At 63.7% G+C, this 16,570-nt stretch carries 14 protein-coding genes and 1 pseudogene; 11 read left to right on the top strand and 4 right to left on the bottom strand.

Annotated features, from left to right (window positions below):
- Nucleotides 1–3,435, bottom strand: a complete 3,435-nt coding sequence (locus ACH2EI_RS21180; protein ID WP_395152540.1) for an ATP-binding protein — start codon at nt 3,433–3,435, stop codon at nt 1–3.
- Between the two features lie 75 nt (nt 3,436–3,510).
- On the opposite strand from ACH2EI_RS21180, the gene ACH2EI_RS21175 reads away from it, so the two are divergent.
- The 6 genes from ACH2EI_RS21175 to ACH2EI_RS21150 all read left to right on the top strand — a co-directional run bounded on the left by ACH2EI_RS21175 (nt 3,511) and on the right by ACH2EI_RS21150 (nt 9,737).
- A complete protein-coding gene (locus tag ACH2EI_RS21175; protein WP_395152541.1) occupies nt 3,511–4,773 on the top strand; it encodes a sensor histidine kinase in 1,263 nt (420 codons plus the stop codon).
- An 8-nt stretch (nt 4,774–4,781) separates the two neighbouring features.
- Nucleotides 4,782–5,432: a response regulator gene (locus ACH2EI_RS21170; protein ID WP_395152542.1), complete on the top strand. Its 651-nt coding sequence runs from the start codon at nt 4,782–4,784 to the stop codon at nt 5,430–5,432.
- 140 nt (nt 5,433–5,572) lie between these two features.
- Entirely contained in the window at nt 5,573–6,349 is a 777-nt protein-coding gene (locus tag ACH2EI_RS21165) for an ABC transporter ATP-binding protein (RefSeq protein WP_395152543.1), read from the top strand.
- 1 nt (nt 6,350) lies between these two features.
- Nucleotides 6,351–8,897: an ABC transporter permease gene (locus tag ACH2EI_RS21160; RefSeq protein ID WP_395152544.1), complete on the top strand. Its 2,547-nt coding sequence runs from the start codon at nt 6,351–6,353 to the stop codon at nt 8,895–8,897.
- 18 nt (nt 8,898–8,915) lie between these two features.
- Complete coding sequence (locus ACH2EI_RS21155) at nt 8,916–9,311, top strand: pyridoxamine 5'-phosphate oxidase family protein (protein WP_395152545.1); 396 nt, start codon at nt 8,916–8,918, stop codon at nt 9,309–9,311.
- Nucleotides 9,312–9,362: 51 nt separating this feature from the next.
- A complete protein-coding gene (locus ACH2EI_RS21150) occupies nt 9,363–9,737 on the top strand; it encodes a hypothetical protein (RefSeq protein ID WP_395152546.1) in 375 nt (124 codons plus the stop codon).
- A 207-nt stretch (nt 9,738–9,944) separates the two neighbouring features.
- Here the strand turns inward: ACH2EI_RS21150 and ACH2EI_RS21145 are convergent, their stop codons facing one another.
- Nucleotides 9,945–10,493, bottom strand: a complete 549-nt coding sequence (locus ACH2EI_RS21145; RefSeq protein WP_395152547.1) for an NUDIX hydrolase family protein — start codon at nt 10,491–10,493, stop codon at nt 9,945–9,947.
- A gap of 130 nt (nt 10,494–10,623) precedes the next feature.
- Between ACH2EI_RS21145 and ACH2EI_RS21140 the strand changes: the two genes are divergently transcribed.
- A complete protein-coding gene (locus ACH2EI_RS21140) occupies nt 10,624–11,184 on the top strand; it encodes a class I SAM-dependent methyltransferase (protein ID WP_395152548.1) in 561 nt (186 codons plus the stop codon).
- Between the two features lies 1 nt (nt 11,185).
- Here the strand turns inward: ACH2EI_RS21140 and ACH2EI_RS21135 are convergent, their stop codons facing one another.
- Nucleotides 11,186–12,103 carry an alpha/beta fold hydrolase gene (locus ACH2EI_RS21135; protein ID WP_395152549.1) on the bottom strand — a complete coding sequence of 306 codons (918 nt, stop codon included), beginning with the start codon at nt 12,101–12,103 and terminating at the stop codon, nt 11,186–11,188.
- A gap of 207 nt (nt 12,104–12,310) precedes the next feature.
- On the opposite strand from ACH2EI_RS21135, the gene ACH2EI_RS21130 reads away from it, so the two are divergent.
- Genes ACH2EI_RS21130 through ACH2EI_RS21115 form a run of 4 tightly spaced genes read left to right on the top strand, consistent with a single transcriptional unit; the run spans nt 12,311 to nt 16,312 of the window.
- A complete protein-coding gene (locus ACH2EI_RS21130) occupies nt 12,311–13,501 on the top strand; it encodes a pyridoxal phosphate-dependent aminotransferase (RefSeq protein WP_395152550.1) in 1,191 nt (396 codons plus the stop codon).
- Entirely contained in the window at nt 13,498–14,481 is a 984-nt protein-coding gene (locus tag ACH2EI_RS21125; RefSeq protein ID WP_395152551.1) for a 2-hydroxyacid dehydrogenase, read from the top strand. The genes ACH2EI_RS21130 and ACH2EI_RS21125 overlap by 4 nt, the downstream gene beginning before the upstream one ends.
- A 47-nt stretch (nt 14,482–14,528) precedes the next feature.
- The gene (locus ACH2EI_RS21120) at nt 14,529–15,128 is read left to right on the top strand and encodes an RNA polymerase sigma factor (RefSeq protein WP_395152552.1); all 600 of its coding nucleotides are present in this window, start codon (nt 14,529–14,531) and stop codon (nt 15,126–15,128) included.
- Nucleotides 15,125–16,312 carry a hypothetical protein gene (locus ACH2EI_RS21115; protein WP_395161497.1) on the top strand — a complete coding sequence of 396 codons (1,188 nt, stop codon included), beginning with the start codon at nt 15,125–15,127 and terminating at the stop codon, nt 16,310–16,312. The genes ACH2EI_RS21120 and ACH2EI_RS21115 overlap by 4 nt, the downstream gene beginning before the upstream one ends.
- 39 nt (nt 16,313–16,351) lie before the next feature.
- On the opposite strand, the pseudogene ACH2EI_RS21110 reads toward ACH2EI_RS21115, so the two are convergent.
- Nucleotides 16,352–16,570, bottom strand: a pseudogene (locus tag ACH2EI_RS21110) (hypothetical protein); the annotation flags it as partial.

The raw sequence follows: 16,570 nt of genomic DNA, 5'->3' as shown, positions 1-16,570 counted from the left end.
TCAACTGGAGGGATGGGCGACCAGGCCTGCAAGACCCATGATCACTCGGTGCCACCCCACACGGAGGTCGCCGTCGGGGAAGCGGTACTCGCCGGGCGAATCATCTGGGAGCAGGGTTGCGCAGGCGTGCGCGACTAACCGGATGGCCACTTGGTCGCCCGTCTCGTCTGCCAGTTCCTGTGTTCGGACAAGCCGATGTTCCGCCGCCGAGACCGCACCACTGCGGACTTCGGCACCAGCAGCTGCGAGGTTGGCGAGCACACGATCGAGGTAGGTCGAGCCGCCGAGAGCCGTCACTGCCTCAGCATCGACGAGTGGTTGCACGTTGTCACCGAGCATCGACGCCGCGACTGCTCGGACGGCAAGGCCGTACGGCGAATCGATCGAGACACCGTCGAGCATCGCCAATGCCTCGTCGGCCCGGTTCGACTGACAAAGCGCCAGCGCATATGTAATCGTCGCCTCGGATCCGTCAGCTCCCATTGATTTGACCCGGCTGACCGCAGTCTCGCCAATCACTGCAGCGCGCTCGCCGAGCCCGAGGTGCACTGCAACACCCGCTGCGGCCATGACAGGAAATGCAAGATCGCCGAACGAGTCACCGAGGGCCAAAACTTCTTCGAGCCCGCGCTCGGCTTCGGCGTCACGCCCGAGAGCAACGAGGGCCCGATTGCGCGGCCCCAACGCTTGGACGAGGCCGAACTTATCGTTCAGCGCGCGGAACTCCGTAAGGGCTCGCCGCGACAATGCTTCGGCCTCCGTGAAGTTGCCCGTCCACAGCCGGATCGACCCGAGCAGCGAGTCCATCATGGCAGGAGCCCACCGTTCGCCGAGCTCGACACCTTCGGCGCGCACTTCGTTCGCGAGTCGCTCGGCCTCCTCGAAATCGAAGGAGAAGAAACGGACGAACGCCAGCAGACCGTTCGCCCAGTTACCCCCAGACCGGTCGCCAAGTTCCGCGAACTCGGTCGAGGCAAGATGGAGCCGCTTCTCACCCAGCTCGACGTCACCGGACAGAAAGGCGACCCAGGCCTGATGCTGTCGTACCCATGCTCGACCACGACGATCGCCCAGCTGTTCAGACAGCGCTTCCGATTCGCCGAGCAGCCAGTCGGCATCACCCAGCGATCCCCCGAAGACTTCGGCAAAACCACGTTCACGAAGCGATGCGGCCAACTCGATGTCGTCACCCAATTGTCGGAAGATCTCGACGCTGCGCCCGAGCTCTTCGCGTGCCGCGTCGAGATTGCCACTGATCTGCGCGAGCTGGCCGAGCAAACGACGGGCAACGCCTTCGTGTCGGGTGTCGCCAACAGCGACCGCAGCCTCGAGCGCGTCGGCAGCATCAGCTCGCGCTGCGTCGGCTTCACGCCGGCCAACGAGTGCCTCAGAACGCAACAGCAACAACTGACGGGACACCTCTGCCGTGTCCGGGCCAAGGTCCAGAGCGCGCGTTGCATGCCGGATTGCTTGAGCGAACGCGCCGACATTGAGCGAGATCTGCGTCGCCTGCGCCAGCAACTGAACTGCACGAGACTTGGTACTCGGCAAGACGCCCCCGACCGGCCCGATCTCGCCCATCAGCTCGGCAGCGGTCGCCATGTGGTGGGCAAGTAGCTCGACGGGAATCCTTGGCATGTCACCCATAACCGCCGCGATACCGGCGTGGCGCTGTGCTCGAACCAGCTTGGTCAACATCTGGTAGGCGACCTCCCGTACGACGTCGCTGCGGAAGTGCCACCACCCGTCATCGAGTTCGAGGAGTCCCTCTGCCTCCAGAGCATCGACGCCCGCCCGCTCGTACGACTGGCCGAGCGCAGCGGCGAACTGCTCTAACGATTCCAGCGGGCCTGAAGCTCCGAGCACCGACGCGTTGTCAAGAATCAAACGTTGGCCAGGAGGCAAACGGTCAAGTTGTGCAGCGATCAGCGCACGCAGCGAACCCGGCAATTTCGTGCTGTCCGGAGTTGACTTCGCAAGGCCCGCAAGCTCGGTCAGGAACAGAGGGTTGCCGCCACTCCGTTCGTACAGTTTGTCAGCGAGCACGTCGTTCGAGGCCTCACCAAGGATCGCCGACATGAGATCGTCAGCTTCGATCCGCGAGAGTGGATCGAGCGGCATCCGGACAGTAACCGGGTGATCTGATACCGGCGGCCAATTGATGTCGACGTCATCGCGCTGCGCAGTGACGATGAGGAACGGCCGATCGACGAGTGCGCGTGTGATGCGATGGAGTAGGTCGATGAGTAAAGTGTCAGCCCACTGAAGATCATCGAGCCACAGGACAACGGGCCCGGACCTCGATCGCCGACGGAGCCCCTCGACGATGAGGCTGAAGAGCATCTCGCGAGCTTCGCTCGGGTTGACGTCGTCAAACGCCGACGAGTGCCCAAGCATGTGGAGTGCAGCGTCGACGAACCGATCGAGCGATGGGTCGTCAGCGGGGAAGTCGTACCGAGAAACGGCTCTCGACCGAGCCAGGGCACGGAGCTGATCAGAGGGCACCGAAGGGTCGAGGTCGAGCCGTCGATAGAGCGCCGTGGCAATCGGCGCCCAGACGTTGTTTTCTCCGTATGGTGCACACACGCCAGCAAAGATTGTGACACGTCGACTGGGGAACTCGTCGAGCAGTTCGTTGACCAGCCGCGTCTTTCCTGCACCCGCCTCACCCGTCACCGAAACGACACCCGAGCGGCCGTTGGCGACCATGGCCATCACCGACTGGAGGAGTTCGCGCTGCGGGCGTCGCCCCACGAATGGGACCGCGCTGCGCGCACCCGACCGGGGCAGGCGTCGCTGTCGGCCCAGCACGTTCCACACCTGCTCGACCTGCTTCCGACCGCGAACGGTGACATCGGCGAGTCGCTCGCGCAAAATCTCGACACTGAGGAGCGCTGCCGTGCCATCACCGATGTACACCGACCCCGGTGGCGCGAGCGACTGCAACCTCGACGCGAGGTTGACCACATCACCAAGGGCCGTGTAGTCGGCGGTGCCAGCTACCGAACCGACCAGCACTTCGCCAGTGTTCACGCCAATGCGGAGCTGCAGTTCGCCCTCGCGATCTAACTGGCTCCGCGAGAACCGCTCGAGCGACGTATGCATCTGCATCGCAGCACGGACGGCACGATCCGGGTCGTCCTCGTGAGCCACCGGAGCGCCGAAGATGGCAAGAATACCGTCGCCAAGGATCTTGTCGACGCGTCCGCCGAAGGCGACGATGTCGGCGACCAACAGCTCAAACGCTCCGTCGATCAGGCGCTTGACCTGCTCCGGGTCGAGATGCTCGCTCATCGCCGTGTACCCAACGAGGTCAGCAAACACCACGGTGACCACGCGTCGTTCCTCGGTTGCGGCACCAACGACCTCGTGCCCACAGAACGGACAGAACCGTGCGCCGTCCGGAAGCCGCCGTGAACAAGAATCGCACGCCATCAACCACTCATCGTACGACAGTCCACCTCAAGGGGGATGAGCTGAGTGGAACGGATGACTATCGTCGTCTCTTGAATGGCTGTCATCAGCGAGACCTCAGCTGCGATTGGCCGACCCATCGGCTGGTTGCGAACGCACGAACGCGCCGCCGACGCGCTCCTGGCAATCTTGCTCACCATGGTCAGCGCCACCTTGCACCTGCTTGACCTCGACACCAACGACAAATTCCGCAGCCCCACGTGGTGGACCACCCTGTTGATCATTGCTTCGGTGCTGCCGGTCGTATGGCGGCGCGTGGCGCCGATCCCCTCGGGCTTGTTCGTCGTCGGCGCCCAGGTAGCAGCAGCCTTCCTCGACATCGATGGCACCGGGTTCCTCGGCGTCGTCATAGCCCTCTACGCGATCGGCGCCTACTCGGCCGGCCAGCGCAGAACCAATGCGCTCTGGATGATCTCCGTCTCTCTCGCACTGCTGTTCATCACAGGTGTCGCCGTTGGCGTACTCGACGTCGGCTCATTCGTCAGTTCGACCGTCATCCTCGTGACGGCCTTCGTGCTCGGCGACAACCTGCAGCGTCGGCGCGAGAGGGCTGACAGCCTGATCGAGCGCGCAGAACGAGCCGAACGCGAACATTCCTTGATCGCCCAGCAGCAGGTCAATGCTGAACGCACCCGGATTGCTCGCGAACTCCATGACGTCGTTGCCCATTCGGTCAGCGTCATGGTGATCCAGGCGGCGGCCGCACGCCGCAATCTCACCACGTCCCCCGACGTCGCGACCCTTGCACTCGACAACATCGAAGCCACCGGCCGTCAGGCGATGGACGAGCTGCGGGGCATCCTCGGCGTTCTTCGAACGGACAGCAGCGGTAGCGCCGACGCTCCCGACCGGCGCGCGCCTCAGCCGACGATGGCCGAGATTGCGACGCTCATCGAATCCGCCGCCGACCTCCCGCTGACCCATTCGATCACCGGCAACTTGGACGACCTTTCTGCAGCTGTCACTCTGACTGGCTACCGCATGCTCCAGGAGGCGCTCACCAATGTCCGTCGCCACGCCGGGCCGGTGACCGACGTGCAGCTCACCATCGAACACGCTGGCAGTCACCTTGCGATTGCGATCGCCGACGATGGCCGCGGCGCGGCCGCCGACAACTTGGGGCCGGGCTACGGCATCGTGGGTATGCATGAACGGGCCATGGCCGTTGGCGGATCGGTCACTGCCGGCCCCCGGCCTGGCGGTGGCTGGCGGGTGCAGATCACGCTCCCGGCCACACCTCGCGCTCCAGCTGGCACCGGGCGAACCCCGTACTCTGGCATCGTGCAGGCCAGCCAGTGATCCGGGTGATGCTCGTCGACGACCAGCAAATGGTACGCGCCGGATTCCGCATGATCCTTGAGGCTGAGTCAGACGTGACTGTGGTTGGCGAAGCAGCCAACGGGGCCGAAGCCGTGGAGATGGTCGGACGGGCCAACCCCGACGTGATCCTCATGGATGTCCGCATGCCCAAGATGGACGGCATCGAGGCATGCCAGATCATCTGCGCCGACGCCACGGTCACTGCACGCGTGATGATGCTCACGACGTTCGATCTTGACGATCATGTGCACGCTGCACTGCGCGCTGGCGCCAGCGGGTTCATGTTGAAAGATGCGCCCGCCGAACAGTTGGTCGATGGCATTCGCATCATTGCCGAGGGAAATGCGCTGCTCGCTCCATCGGTCACACAGGCGTTGATCGACGAAATCGCTCGGCGGCCAGTCGGCCAACCCGAGGCCTTCCCCGGTATCGGCAAACTCACCGACCGCGAACTCGAGGTCATCAAACTGATGTCTCGTGGGATGTCAAACAACGAGATCGCCAAAGAACTCTTCCTCGGCGAGGCGACCATCAAGACACACGTCGGGCGGGTCCTCGCCAAACTCGGTGCCCGCGATCGCGTCCAAGCCGTCGTCGCCGCATACGAATCTGGCCTGGTCTTGCCCGGCAGTCAGTAGCTGAGAATATGGGTTGTCACACCCGGGTCTGCTTGGGTTCAGGTCGCGGTGTGACAAGACCGCACCATCAACCGGCAGGGTGACGGAGAACCGCCACAGGGTGGACGTGCCCAGCTACCACGTTCGGCAAGCTCTTCACCATGACTGCTGCAATGCCAAGTTCTCCCCCCGATGCGCCTGACGCGCCGACGCCAACCGCCGCAGCCGGCGCTATCGACGCCAGCAAAATCTATGGCACCGGCGATGCCCAGGTGAAGGCACTCGACGACGTCACCGTCGCCTTCGAGGCCGGGAAGTTCACAGCAATCATGGGCCCGTCCGGGTCAGGCAAGTCGACGTTGCTGCACTGCCTGGCCGGGCTCGACACACTCACCTCCGGCGCCACCTATATCGGTGACAAGTACCTCGCGAAGCTGAGCGACAAGGAGCTGACCGAACTGCGCCGCACCGACGTCGGCTTCGTCTTCCAGGCCTTCAACCTGATCCCGACACTCACCGCCGAGGAGAACATCAAACTCCCGATGATGCTCGGCGGCGAGACCGGCGACGTCGCTTGGATCGACCAGGTCGTCACTGCCGTCAAGCTCCAGGGCCGTTTGAAGCACCGGCCCAGTGAGTTGTCCGGCGGCCAGCAGCAGCGCGTTGCGGTGGCTCGCGCACTCGCCTCGCGGCCAAAGATCATCTTCGCCGACGAACCGACCGGCAACCTCGACTCCGAGACCGGTGCCGAAATTCTCGACTTCATGCGGCGCGCCGTCCGCGAGTTCGGCCAGACCATCGTGATGGTGACCCACGACCCAAGCGCCGCGTCATACGCCGACCGTGTCGTTTTTGTGGGCGACGGCAAGATCGTCGGCGAACTCATCAATCCGACCGCCGACCAAGTCATCGACCAGATGAAGCAGCACGGGAGCTGACATGAGTTTCTCATCAACTGCGCTCCTCGCACGCAAGAGCATCCGAGCCCGCCTCGGACGCACCATCGCCATCGCCCTCATGATGACCGCCGGCGTATCGTTCGTCGTTGGTTCGTTCGTCCTCGCCGACAGCCTCCGGGCGACATTTGCCAGCTTGTCCGACGAACTGGTCGCGAAGATCGACCTCCAAGTGCGTGCCTCCGAAGCCTTCGAAGGCGACAGCAACCGGGATCCAATTGATGCGACGATCGCTGATGATCTTCAAGGCATCGACGGCATCGAAGTCATCGAGCCCTCACTGACCCGCTTTGCTCAGCTCCTCGACCAGGACGGCGACCTTGTCGCCACCACCGGCGGCCCAGCGCTTGGCTTTTCCTACCTCGGCGAAGGCGGTCTCCAAGGAATCACGTTGAAAGACGGGCGGGCTCCGTATGGCGACAATGAGGTCGTGGTCGATAAGGCCTCAGCCGACCGCGTCGGGTACACGGTCGGCGACCGCGTCAGCTACCTCACCGACACCGGTACACACTCAGCCACGTTGGTCGGCACTATTGGGGCGGCCGATTCCGACGGTTTCCTCGGAGCGTCGGTCGTGGCCTTAGACATTCCGACCGCCATCGAGAAGTTTGGATCAGGCGGCAAGGTCGATGCCATCGATATCGGGCTCGCCGCCGGTGCCGATACCGTCGCCGTCCAGGCCGCCATCGAGAACGTACTCCCCACTCGTACCGAAGTCGTCACGGGCGAAGTGCTCTCCGCCGAGAGCCAGAGCGACGTCGACGGATTCATCAGTGTCTTCGGAACCGGCCTGCTGATCTTTGCCTTCATCACGACGTTCATCGTCGCCTTCATCATCAACAACATCTTCCAGATCACCATCGGGCAACGCCTGCGTGAGCTGGCACTTCTCCGGGCCGTTGGCGCATCGGCAAAGCAAGTGCGGCGCATGATCGTGGCCGAGGCCTTCTTCCTCGGCGTGATCGCCACCGCGCTCGGCATCCTTGGCGGCATCGGTGTCGCGCGCTTCATTGTTTGGGCGTTCAACCAGGCCGGCATCGGGTTCCCCGACACGTCGACGATCCTCGAGCCCCGAACGTTCGTCGCCGCCGCCGCGGTTGGTATCGGTGTCACGATGCTGTCGGTGTTCGTCCCGGCACGCCGCGCCTCGACAATACCTCCGGTAGCTGCGATGCGACCCGAGTTGGGATTCGACGCATTAAAGAAGCAGCAGTTGATTATCGGCGTCGTCGTCACCGCCGTCGGCACACTGCTCCTCATCGTCGGGCTGTTTGTCCAGCCAGGCTCGGCTGCACTCTGGGCGACCATCGCCGGTGTCGGCGCACTGACACTCTTCCTCGGCGTTGCGAGCGTCTCGTCGACGATCGCTCCGCCTGTGACGCGTGCAATCGGCTGGCCAATTGCGAAGCTCTTCAAAGTTCCCGGCGCACTGGCTCGCGACAACGTTGTCCGCGCCCCACGGCGAACGTCATCGAGTGCCTCAGCACTCATGATCGGCGTTGCCCTGGTGAGCGCTGCAGCCGTCTTTGCTTCGTCGTTGCGAGCCACGATCACCGACGTCCTCGATAACGCGATCACCGCCGACTACATCATCACCGACCCCAACTTCTTTGGCCTTTCCCCGGCAGTAGCAGAGGGGCTTGCCGCTCTCCCAGAGCTGGACGCGGTGACGCCGATCCGTCTGGCCAGCGGTCAAGTCGACGGTGATTCGAAAAACATTGGCGCCATTCATCCCGAAGCTTTCGACAAATTGGTCGACCCCGACTTGCAGGACGGAACCATTGCCGGCCTCGGTCTGAACGAGGTGCTGATCCACAGCGACCCTGCCAACGACCTGAACAAGCAGGTTGGCGACACAATCGACATCCTGTGGCAGAGCGGCGCCAAGGGAACGTTGACTGTGGCGGGCGTGTATGGCGATGCCACGTTCGGCAACTGGCTGATCAGCCTCGACACGCTCGATGCCGTGAGCGATGCCCCCGCACGCGATCTCTTCGTCTTTGCCAGGCTGGCCGACAACGTCACCGCAGCTGAGGGCGACGCCGCCGTCATCGCCGCCACCGATCAATTCCCACAGGCAGATGTCCAGACAAACGCTGAGTTCCGTAAAGGCCAGGAAGACCAGATCAACCAGCTGTTGCTGACGATCACCATCTTGTTGCTGATGTCGATCATCATCGCCGTGTTGGGTATCGCAATCACCCTTGCGCTCGGTGTCTTCGAACGAACCCGTGAAATTGGGCTCCTCCGAGCGGTCGGCATGAACCGGCGCCAGCTCCGACGGTCGGTCCGATGGGAGGCAGTGATCGTGTCGTCGTTCGGCGCGGTGGTCGGCATTGTGCTCGGCACGTTCCTGGGCGTAGTCGCTTCGCTCGCCGTGCCCGACGAGGTCATCAGCAAGCTGGCGTTCAACCCAGCGATCATTGTGGTCGTCATGGTCTTTGCGGTGATCGCTGGCCTCGCCGCTTCGCTCTACCCGTCGTTCAAAGCAAGCAACATGGACGTGCTTGAAGCAATCGCGACCGAATAAAGCGGGCAGACTCATTCCATGGCGCTCGACATTGATCAACTCGACGACTCCGTCATGGAGTTCCTCACGGAACGGCATCTCGCGACGCTGACCACATTGCGGACCGACGGGTCCCCACATGTAGTCGCGGTCGGGTTCAGCTACGACCCCGATGCGCGGGTCGCGCGAGTCATCACCTGGGCGACTTCGCAGAAGGCCATCAACGCCGGGCGCATGGAAGCGCGGGGCCAGCATGCCGCTGTTTGTCAGGTCGATGGCGGCCGCTGGCTGACCCTCGAGGGCCCGGTTCGCCTGGTGATCGACGACGTTCAACCCGGCATCGACGGCTACGCAGCCCGCTACCAGCCACCCAAGGAACGCGACGACCGGGCCGTCCTTGAGATCAATGTCACCAAAATCCTCGGCCGCGCCTGAGAATCCCACAGGCGAGGGCACTCCGTGACAGCCCATCGCCATGCTGGCGCGATGGACCTCTCCACGACACTCCACCGCGACCTCCACAGTCTCGTTGACGAGGCGCTGTCTGACGATCCCCGCACCGCACTGATCGCAACCCGAGTGTTGGCGACCGAGATCCGGTGGATCCGAGAACGCGCCGTCACGATCAGCCGCCGCGCACAGTGGCCTTGGCGACGCATCGGCCGGCTCCTCGCGGTCAGCCATGCCACGCTCGCCCGACAGTACGGCCACGTCGACAAACGGCCTGACCTGCGGAGGTCCAACGAGCAAGGCTGGGGGCAGCGTGACACCGACGACTTCTTCAGGTTCCGTCGCGACGAGCGCCTCGCGGCCGAACTTCGAGCGTGGGAAGCAGCCGGCGGCGACCTCGTCCCCTGGTAGTCCCCTGAGTTGTCGCCTTGAGGCAACACCCTGTCACCCCAAGGCGACAGAACGCCGCCACTCCGCGCCAACGGACCAGCCCAGCCCAGCCCAAGACGAGCAGCGCCACCTACCGAGGTCGGTTGCGGGCTGGTAGAGGTCAGGGATGCGATACGTCTCAACGGCGGAGTAACGCGTTTCGTACTTCTTGTGCGAGCTTGAGCTGGCCTACGGCAGTTTGCCGACGTGGGCGAGGGCGAGACGGATCAGGCGGTCGTGACCGCTGGTCATCTCGAGCACGACATCGTCACTCACGGCCTCCTCGGGGGTGAACCAATGGAGGTCGAGCGCCTCTTGGGTGGGCTCGCATTCGCCGTCGACCGGGACGACGTAGGCAAGGCTGACCGCATGATGACGCGGGTCGTGAAAGCCCGACACTGCAGGGTCGGGGAAGTACTCGGCAACGGTGAACGGTGTCGGGTTGGCCGGCACTCTCGGAAGCGCCATGGGGCCAAGGTCCTTCTCGCAGTGGCGCATCAGGGCTTCCCGGACCCGCTCGCCATAGAGCACTCGTCCGGTGACGACCATCCGGCTAATCGATCCACCGGCACCCTGGCGGAGCAGCATGCCAACTTCTTCGACGTTGCCCATCCCGTCAACGCGCACCGGCACGGCATCGACATAGACAATCGGCATCCTTGACCGAGCAAGTGCGAGCTCGTCCGCTGACAGCCAGGCGTTGTCGGTCTGCGTGTCGGCGGCATCGATGTCAGTCACGTTCGCAATGATCCCACGGTTGCCCCGCGAGACCGAGGATCTCGGCTGACGTCACAGCACATCGCCGCCCCTGGTCTGGAGCAGGAGGTTCGGAGCAGGAGGCCCGCCACCCGTATGGAAGGCTGACCGGATGGACGCCGACAGGAAACGCTGGGACGAACGCTGGGCTGCGGCACCCAATTCAGTCGCAGCAACGCCGCCGGACGTCATCAGCGCACACCCCGAGCTCCTCGACGTCATTCCAACAGCCGGGCTGGCGCTCGACATCGCATGTGGGCTCGGTGCGCAGACGCTGTGGCTGGCCGAGCGCGGGCTCGCGGTGACCGCACTCGATGTGTCATCAGTCGCAATCGGTCGGTTGGCCCGCGCCGCCCAGCCACATGGCCATCAGCTCCACGCCGAGGTCTGGGACGCCGATGCGGGACTACCGCCGGCGTTGCACGATCTGGCTGTCATCGTGTGCCAGCGATATCGCTCCCCGGCGCTCTACGGCCAGTTCGTGAGCCGCCTCCGTGTCGGCGGCGTACTCATTTTGACAGTGCTGTCAGCGGTCGGCCTCGCCGGCGAGCCAGGCGCTTTTCACGCCTCAGCCGGCGAACTGATCGATGCGTTCGGTCGAGACGACGCCGGCGTACTGCTCCACGCTGAGGCCAACGGCCAGGCATCGATTGTTGTCCGCCGGGAGCGCTGACTCAGCTGACGTTGCCGAGGATCACGTCGCGCAGCGGTTCGGGCCCAACCGGACCTGCTTCTGTGGTCAGCAGGAAATCGATCAGCACCTCGGCGAACCGCTCTGGGTCCTCAACGTGCGGGAAGTGACCGAGGCCCCCCATGATTTCAAGTCGACTTCGTTCGATCTCGGCATGCGCTGAGTGTGCGTGCTCGACCGGGATGATGCCGTCACGGTCGCCCCACACGATGAGCGTCGGAACGCGGGCTGCCAGATACAACCGATCGGTGGCATTGATCGTTTGCCCGCCCGGGTCAATCACACCACGCATCGTGCGAATGAACGCGCTTCGATTCGGTGCGCCCGCAAGCGACGAATATGCCCGCCACATCTCGCCGAGGCGCTCGCTTCGGAGCCCGCGGCGGCCGGCAAATCGACCGACGTTCGTCCCGAGATCGACCATCGGCTTCGGGAACCCCAGCGGCATCACATACTCAAAGCCTGGCAACGACAGGAGCCTGAGCAACCAGCTGACTTCGCGGCCGAGGCCGCCGCTGCCGACGAGGACCAGCCGGTCGAGCAGATGCGGATGTTGGTAAGCGAGTTGCATCGCCACACCCCCGCCGAATGAATGGCCGACGATCGTGACAGTCGGAACATCGAGAACGGCAAGAAAGTCGCGAAGACCGCTTGCGAAGGCGCCGAGGGAATAGTCGCCGGTCGGCTTGGCCGATTCGCCATGCCCGAGCAGGTCGGGGGCGATCACGTCGAACTGCTCGGCAAGCGCAGGCATCACGGCATCCCATGTCTTGGAGCTCCCGGCGAGCCCATGGATTAACAGGATCGTCTGCGTGTCGTTCGTCGGCTGCTTCGGGCCCATCCTCCGGTACCCGACGGCGTGGCCGTGGATCGACACGTGACGCAGCGGAGATCGCTTCATGTCTCCAGTATCGCCGACGCCAGGCCGAAAGACCGAGGTCCGCTTCACCCCGTTCCCCGCTTCACCCCTGTCCTCGACCCTCGGTTTGTCCCGCATCGTGGAACGGTTCCAGATTGCGGAACGAAGTCTTTGACATTCTGTTAATGTCGGCCGATTCAACAGACGCTCGCTTCACTCGGCGCGCGTGCACAGAAACGGAACACACTCATGGCGCTGGCGCGACGACTCAATCAACTTGGTACCGAAACAGCTTTCGCTGTCTCCCAAGCAGCCGCTGAATGGGGAGCCAAGGGCAACCGGATCTACCCGTTCCATCTCGGCGACATCAACCTCCCTACCCCCGGAAACATCGTTGAAGCAATGAACGCCGCAATCGCCGACGGCAAGACCGGCTATTGCCCAGCCGCCGGTATCGCTCCGCTCCGCGAAGCGCTCGCCGCAAACATCGGCGGCGACCGCGGTATGTCGCTCACACCCGACAACATCGTCGTGCAGCCAGGCGGCAAGCCCGTCATCACCAAGTTCATCCAGACACTGATGGACCCAGGCGACGGCGTGCTGTACCCGAACCCCGGCTACCCGATCTACGAGAGCCAGGTCGAATACTTCGGCGGCAAGCCGATGCCGTACCGATACCACGAGACCCCCACGGGCTTTGGGATCGACCTCGACCAGATCCGCGAGCTCGCAGCGTCCGGCGCCAAGGCGATCATTTACAACAACCTCCAAAACCCGCTCGGCTGCGAAAGCAGCCTCGAGGAAATGCAGGCAATCGCCGACATCGCGATCGAGCATGACCTGTGGGTGCTGTCTGACGAGGCCTACTTCGAGATGCGGTACTCAGGGACGTCCACCTCGATCGCCTCGCTGCCCGGTATGGCCGAGCGCACGGTGATTTTGTACACCTTCTCCAAGAAGTTCGCAATGACCGGTTGGAGGCTCGGATGTGCAGCTGCTCCGATCGAGGTCGCCCAGATGATCGCCAAGCTCAACACCAACGACGAGAGCTGCACCACCCATTTCGTGCAAGCCGCAGGCGTCGAAGCCATCGCGAACCCCGAGGGCGCCGCACCGATGCTCGCCGAACTGCAACGTCGACGCGATGCCACAGCAGCGGGCCTCGCGCCGATCCAGGGGATCAACTGCGCCACGCCCGAGTCGACCTTCTATCTCTTCCCCAATGCGACTGGCGCAATGGAGAAGATGGGCTTCACGGACGTGGGCGACTTCGCCACCGCTGCCTTGCAGAACACCGGGGTGTCGTTCTGTACGCGCCGTCACTTCGGTCGGCCCCAGCCTGGAGAAACGCAGGAGTACATCCGCCTCGCGTACTCCGGCATCTCGGTCGAAGACATCACCGATGGCCTCGGCAAGCTCGCTGCGTGGATCAACGCATGAGCGATCCAATCAGCACCCCCCGCATTGTCGTTACCGGCCGCATACCCGAGGCCGGCCTCGAGATCCTTCGCGCGATCAACGGCGCTGAAGTCTGGGCCTGGGACGACGACTCGGTGATTCCAACCGATGTCCGCAACGAGCAACTCGCGACCGCCGACATCGCGGTCACCTTGCTGACCGACCGTGTCGATGCTGCGTTCCTCGAGGCAGCACCGAACCTGAAGATGGTGGCCAACGTCGCAGTCGGCTACAACAACATCGACGTCGCAGCATGCGCGGCCCGTGGTGTCGTGGTGTCGAACACACCTGGAGTCCTCACCGACGCCACCGCAGACCTCGCAATGGGCCTCCTCCTCATGGTCACCCGACGCCTCGGCGAAGGCGAACGACTGATCCGTTCCGAAGAACCATGGCAATGGGGCATGTTCATGATGCTGGGCACCGGCCTCCAGGGACGCACACTCGGCATCGTCGGCATGGGCGGCATCGGTGTGGCCATGGCCCGACGCGCACGATCGTTCGGTATGCGGATCATCTACAACAACCGCAAGAACGTCGATACTGCGATCGAGTCCGAACTTGACGCAACCTTGGTCAGCCTCGACGAACTGCTCGCCCAGAGCGACGTCGTTTCGCTCAACTGCCCGTACTCCGATGCGACGCATCATCTGATGAATGCCGAGACGCTGGCACAGATGCAGCCGTCTGCATTTCTGATCAACACCGCCCGCGGGCCAATCGTCGACGAAGCAGCACTCGTCGCTGCACTCCAGAGCGGTGTGATCGCCGGCGCCGGCCTCGACGTGTTCGAGAACGAACCCACCGTGCACCCGGGCTTACTCGAATGCGACAACGCCGTCCTGGTTCCGCACCTCGGATCAGCGACGGTCGAAACGCGGGGAGCAATGGCTGCAACCGCTGCCAGTAACGTTTCCGACGTGGTCTCCGGCAGTTCGCCGCGCAACCCTGTCACCACCTGACGCTCCAGTGACACCCGATCTGGGTGCACCGTTGGCATGATGTGACCGTGAGTTTGAACGGGCCAACGGCGGCACGCCTCTACGACAAGCATGTCGGCGCCGTGTATTCCTATGCGGCGCGCCGTGTCGGCAGTGACGTTGCCGTCACCGTCGTCGAAGACGTATTCGAACACGCCCTCGGGCAGCAGGCGCGGCGTCCCGAAAAGGCCAGCAGCGACCTCGGTTGGCTGCTCGCGATCACGACGGCGTTCTTGCGCCGTCACAGTGCAACCGAACGTGGGCGATTACTGAATTGGACAGGCGAACGCTCCACCGGGTCAGGGTCCATGCCGCGCGTCACCGATCCGCTCCTCTCTTCAGATGCTGAAGACGCTGCCGTCATCAGCACGGCAAAGGTCATGGCCGCGGTCGCCGACCTCGAACCTGAAGACCGTGACCTGCTGTTCCTGGTCGCTTGGGAGGGTTGCTCCTCGGGGCTCGCCGCCGCCGCCACAGGGATACCACAAGGCAACGTGCGGTCGAGGCTCAGCGCCGTGCGCAAAGAACTCCGCCGGCGTGTCGGTGACACCGACACGAGTAACGAAACCGACGTCGCCACCGAGCGACCGACCGACCCGGTCGTTGACGGAGCAGAAGACCTGTCGTGAACCCCATCCAAATTGTCGAGGCTGCGCGACCCGACGTCGGCCCGATGCGTGCCGACGAACAGCGACACGTGCGCGAACGGCTCTTCGACGTAGCGATGCGTGCCCAAAGCGAGCACAAGCCGATGGAGGTGCGCTCGCCGAACACACGACGCTCGAACGCCCTCCGACTCGGTGCGCTTGGCATGCTCGGCGCCATAGCAATCGGAGGTCTCGCATTCTCCGCAACACGCGACACCGGTACGTCACTCAACCAGGCAACACCCGACACCGAACCAGAGCGAACGACCACGGTCACCACCGAACCAGAACGAACCATCGTCGTCGAGCCGCCCCGCCCGACCACGGCGCCGACCACGACAACAACGCCGATCCCCGGATCGGCCACATCCCCGCTCTTACTCCCACCTGAGCGCACCCGGCTCGACGAGCTGAGGGTCACCCCGATGCAACTTGGTGGTTCGACCCTCATGCTGCGCGCCTCTGACCTGACCATCATCGGATTGCGTGAAGCCGACGGCCTCATGCCACCCGCACTGGGACCACCAACCACCGACGAAGCCGGCGGGACGGTCCCCATCATCGCGCCGCGCGAGTTCAACGGTTTCACCGTGCCAGAACCCAACGAGACAGGGGCCTACACGGCCAACATCGCGTGTGGTTCGCTGACCATCGCAGAAGGTCCAGGGTTCTCGCCCTTCAGATTGGAACTCGACCAGCTCCTGCAATCAATGTCGGTGACTCATGGGGCAATCACTGTCGCCTTGCCCGACAGATGGCAGCTGATTTCAGAGGGTCCGAGCGTCAATGAGTTCACGTTCGGTCTCCCGGTTGCAGTCAGCGGCATCAACATCGTCGTGACGCTCGCGCAGTATCCGAACGGATCGATTGCCGAAGCAGCTTACGGAGACCGGCAGTACGAACCGGAGACCTTCCGAGGCCAGCCGGCATGGATTCATCGGAGTGCCAGCGATCCCGGCGCCTTCGATCTCGTCGGCATGCTCGGCACGACCGCATTCAGGGTGAGCGCCCGCGACATCGCACTACTCGAGCTGGAATTTGTTCTCTCCCAGCTGCTGTCCGGCGACGTCGACGAGTGGATCAGACGATTCGGCGCCTTGCCGGTCGAGCCCGACCCGGACATTCGGACCTGTTCGGCGCAGCCGTCGTTCAACGTTTCCTCGTAACGGCCAGCTCTCGAACACCGCTGCCCCGTTCCCCCAGTTTCAAGGCGTGAGTAAGTAGTCGGTGATCTGCGCGTCTTCGGCACCTGCGTCAGCAAAATTGTCGTCGGTTCGCGCCCGCATGTAATCCCGCCAGCGGAACCCTGCATACTTCGCATCTCCAGCCAGCCCCGGAATCGGCTCGACCACAGCGTCACGCGGCGGATTGAAGAAGTACGGGATGCTGTACCGGTCGCTCGCCGTCATTGGGATCACCCGGTG

The sequence above is a fragment of the Ilumatobacter sp. genome, from assembly GCF_041688325.1.
Taxonomy (GTDB): Bacteria; Actinomycetota; Acidimicrobiia; order Acidimicrobiales; family Ilumatobacteraceae; genus Ilumatobacter_A.
Note: the sequence above shows the minus strand (reverse complement) of the source record. Positions and strands in the feature narration are given on the sequence as shown.